This is a genomic window from Mesorhizobium sp. M5C.F.Ca.IN.020.32.2.1, assembly GCF_004023105.1.
Taxonomy (GTDB): domain Bacteria; phylum Pseudomonadota; class Alphaproteobacteria; order Rhizobiales; family Rhizobiaceae; genus Mesorhizobium; species Mesorhizobium wenxiniae.
In genome coordinates this window covers 1-4,176 of sequence record NZ_RZSX01000574.1, presented here as the reverse complement: position 1 = coordinate 4,176, position 4,176 = coordinate 1, and the positions used below count along the sequence as shown (strand labels likewise).

The following is a 4,176-nucleotide window of genomic DNA, read 5'->3' as shown; positions in this document are numbered from 1 at the left end:
CCTTCGGGCATTTGCAGGATGGTCAGCAGTGTCGTCAGAACGGTGAGGATCAGCGCCCCGATGATGGTGCCGGTGTAGCCGCCGCGGCCGCCGAAGATCGAGGTGCCGCCGATCACGGCGGCGGCCACCGAAGGCAGCACCAGCGGTTCGGCCAGCGACAGCGACGGCGCCTTGATCAGGCCGATATAGAGCAGCCCGGTAATGCCGGCGAGCACGCTCGAGATGACGTAGAGCGCTGTGATGACTTGCCAGTAGCGGACGCCGGACAGGCGTGCTGCTCCTTCATTGTCGCCGACTGCGTAAAGCAGGCGGCCAAAGCCGGTGCGGCGCAAGGTGAAGACGATGAGGACGGCGATGGGCACGAACAGCAGCAGCGCATTGGGCACGCCATAGGTGAGGCCGGTGCCGAGCCAGGCCAGGAAGGGCGGGATCTTGGCGCCCGAAGCAATCACGGTGCGCTGATAGACCTGCAGGCAGCCGGTGCCGATCAGGCTGGTGCCGAGCGTCATGATCAGTGGGTGCACGCGAAACACGCCGACACCGATGCCGTTGACCAGGCCGATCAGCACCGCCGGCACCAATGCGATGAGGATCGCCACCGCCGGGTCGTGATTGACGACCTGCGTCGCCATGATGAAGGCGCTCATCGTCGCTACCGTACCGACTGACAGGTCGATGCCGCCGGTCAGCATGGTCATGGTCTGGCAGCCGGCAAGAATCGCCAGCGGGATGGCGAACTTCACGGTGTTGGCGAGCCACCGCTCATTGACGATGCCGGGACGCAGGATCTGCAGGATCACCACCAGCATGACCAGCAGGATGATCAGCGGGATCAGCGGCCGGTCGGCCATGAACCGCTTGAGGCGGCGGCCGAAGGGTACGGATTGAGAGACCGTGGCGGCATTGCTCATGATGGGCGGCTCCGCATTGTGATGAAGGCGCCGAACATGACGACGGCGACCATGATCGCGCCCTCGATGATCGCGGTGACGTTGGGATCGATGGCCAGCAGCGTCAGGTCGGTGCGTACCAGCCGCAGCACGAAGACCGCGACGATCGGGCCGAGCAATCCGCCCTTGCCGCCGCCAAGTGCGACGCCTCCGAGCACGACCGCCGCCACGCTGGCAAGAAGATAAGGGCCGGGAATGGGGGCGCCGATGCCTGTGCTCATGGTCAGCGCCAGCCCGCCCATGGCAGCGAAAAGCCCCGACAGAGCATAGGCGATGATCCTGGTGCGCGCGACAGGCACGCCGCTGCGAAATGCCGCGAGCTCGCTGCTGCCGATGGCGTAGATCGAAAGGCCGAGTTTTGAGCGCTTGAGCGGTATCCAGATGATGCAGAGGCAGACGACCAGCAGCACCAGCGCCTTCGGTATCCAGGCAGAAATCCCGGGCAGCCCCGGGATCGGGACTGTTCCGACGATGGTCGCCCTCAGCCATTCGGCCACCGCGCCGCCGGGCGCACCGAGGACCAGCAGCGCCGCGCCCTGCAGGACGAAGAGGGTGGCCAGCGTGACGACGATGTCGGGCACGCGGGTGACGACGATCAGCATGCCGTTGACGGCGCCCAGCACCAGTCCCATGGCCAGCACGAACGGCACGACGAAAAGCGCGTATTCCTCGCTGGCGCCATCCATCATCGATGCAGCGGTGACGCTGGTCAGCGCCATCATGGCGCCGACGGAAAGATCGATGCCGCCGGCGATGACGACAATCGTCTGGGCGGCGACGGCAAAGGCGTAAGGCAGCACCGCGCGCACCAGCGAGCCGAAATCGCCGCTGCCATAGCCCGGCTGGATGAGCCTGGTGATCACAAACAGGACCACGAACAGGACAAGCAGGCCGGCGACCCAGCCCTGACGGCGGACGAGGCGGGTCAAGGTTTCGCCACCGGGGTCGAGTGGATATCGGCAAGGATGCCGACGTCCTCCTTGGCGCCGCGCGGCAAGCCATAGGCGGCGCGCATCAGTGCCGGCTCGTCGGCGAGTTCGACGGGGAAGACATCGACGACGCGCCCCCCAAAGATGACGATGACGCGATCGCAGACACGCTGCACCTCCTCGAGTTCGGATGTATAGAACAGCACCGACTTGCCCTGGTCGGCGAGTTCGCGCAGCAGCTTGTAAATCTCCTGCTTGGTGCCGACATCGATGCCGCGCGTCGGGTCGAAGCAGAGGATGGTCTGTGCTTCAGCGGCGATCCAGCGGGCGATCGTCACCTTCTGCTGGTTGCCGCCGGACAGGCGCTGCACCTCGCGCTGGGCGCGTGTGTCGATCTGCAGCCGCTCGATCGCACTGACAACCCTGGAGCGTTCCTGCGCCATGTTGATCGGCCCCCAGTTGCGCAAGGCGGCGCTGAAGGGGAGCGCGATGTTTTCGCGCACCGAGCGCTGCATGGTCAGCGCCTCGGTGCGGTCGCCGGGCACATAGGCGATGCCGGCGCGGATCGCATCGGCCGGATGCGCGAATTTCACCGACTTCCCGTCCACTTCGATGGTGCCGTCGGACGGGCGGATGGAGCCGGCCAACGCGGCGAAGAGCTCGTCCTGGCCTTGCCCTTCGAGCGCGACGATGCCCGCGACCTCGCCGTTGGCCAAGTCTAACGATACGTCGTTGAGCTTGGCGCCGACACGAAGGTTCGCCACGCCGAGGCGCGGGCGGCTATCCCCAGGCGAAGCGGCCTGGCTTGCCTGGTGCGCCGCCACTCGCGTCTTTTCGATCCTGGCGCCGAGCATCATCTCGACAATGCGCTCCTCGACGCCCGGCTCGATGTCGACGACGCCGACGGTCTCGCCGTCGCGGAGCACGGTGGCGCGGTCGCAAAGCGCCGATATCTCTACAAAGCGGTGGGAAATGAAGATCACCGAACGGCCGCTGTCGCCCTGGCGGCGCACGACTTCGAGCACCTTTTCTGCCAGGTTTGCCGGCAGTGCCGCGGTCATCTCGTCGAGCAGCAAAACGTCGGGCTCGACCGCCAGCGCCCGCGCCAGATCGAGCACGCGCAGCACGGCAAGCGGGATGTTGCGCGCGATGTCGCGGATGTCGAGGTCGGGAATGCCGAGTTCGCGAACCCAGGCGCGGAACGGCTCGACCGGCGTGTCGGTCAGGCGAAGGTTGGAGGCGACATCGAGATCGGGGATGAGCGACGGTTCCTGATAGACGGGAAGCAGGCCGGCGCGGCGCGCATCGGCGGGCGAGCGCACGTCGCGGGTTTCGCCGCGGATCAGGATGTGCCCGGCATCGGCCCGGATGGCGCCGGTCAGGATCTTGACGAGCGTCGATTTGCCGGCGCCATTGGCGCCCATCAGGGCGTGAACCTCACCCGGCAGGACCGACAGCGACGCGTTGCGCAGCGCCACCACGGCGCCGTAGGTCTTCACGACGCCGGTGGCGTCCAGGAGGGGGTTGGTGGTCAAAATCGCGTGGCTCTCGATTTATGCGGCTCAAATCATTCGCGCTGGCGCCGCCCCTCACCTGCCTGCCAGCATCCTCTCCCCGTATAGAGACGGGGAGAGGGCGCTGTCATCATCGGTTTCGCCAATCATCACCGTCGCAGGAAGAGCGCCGGAGTTGCGGCCGGCCCCCTTCTCCCCGTCACTATACGGGGAGAAGTGCCCGGCAGGGCGATAAGGGGCGGCGACAACCTCGGCAATTGACCGTCTCCGCACAAGTTGGAAACGGTCATGGTCTGCAGCGAAAGCCCATACTTACTCGCCCGGGCCCTTGCAGGCGATGATCTGGTCCTTGGTGTAGGTGGTCCATTCCGGAATGGAGATCGAGACCGGCCATTCCGGGCTTAGCGACGGATCGGCTACGCTCTTCAGCTTGGCCTTGCCCTCTTCGGTGGCGTTCTCCCAAAGCTGCGGCTCGACCAGCACGGTCTGCTCCGCCGGCTTCTTGCCGTTCAGGATCTGCAGAGCCAGCGTCACGCCGGCACCGCCGATCGAACCGGGATTGGTCACCGCCGCGCCGACAAGGCCTTCGACCGAGTTCAGCTGGCCGACGAAGCCGGCATTGTCGGCGCCGACCACCGGCACCAGCGGCGTCTGCGACTCGACCAGCGCATCGACGATCACATTATCGATGCCCGAGGTCCAGATGCCGTTGAACGGCGATCCAGTGGCGATGAAATCGAGGATCTGCTGCTTGCCCTGATCCTGCTGCCAGCCGGTGAAGAC

3 protein-coding genes and 1 pseudogene are annotated in these 4,176 nt (G+C 66.0%); all 4 read right to left on the bottom strand.

The genetic code is table 11. The annotated features are described in order from the left end of the window. On the bottom strand, positions 1 to 911 hold a 911-nt coding region (locus tag EOA86_RS24565), incomplete at its 3' end, for an ABC transporter permease (protein ID WP_164891946.1). Continuing rightward, on the bottom strand, positions 908 to 1,879 hold the full coding sequence (locus EOA86_RS24560; RefSeq protein WP_128344041.1) for an ABC transporter permease: 972 nt from the start codon (positions 1,877 to 1,879) through the stop codon (positions 908 to 910). The genes EOA86_RS24560 and EOA86_RS24565, both read right to left, overlap by 4 nt. Continuing rightward, positions 1,876 to 3,414, bottom strand: coding sequence for a sugar ABC transporter ATP-binding protein (locus EOA86_RS24555; protein ID WP_128344039.1), 1,539 nt, complete (start codon positions 3,412 to 3,414; stop codon positions 1,876 to 1,878). Before EOA86_RS24555 ends, EOA86_RS24560 begins: the two co-directional genes overlap by 4 nt. Positions 3,415 to 3,705: 291 nt before the next feature. Beyond that, a pseudogene (locus EOA86_RS24545) lies at positions 3,706 to 4,176 on the bottom strand (sugar ABC transporter substrate-binding protein); the annotation flags it as partial.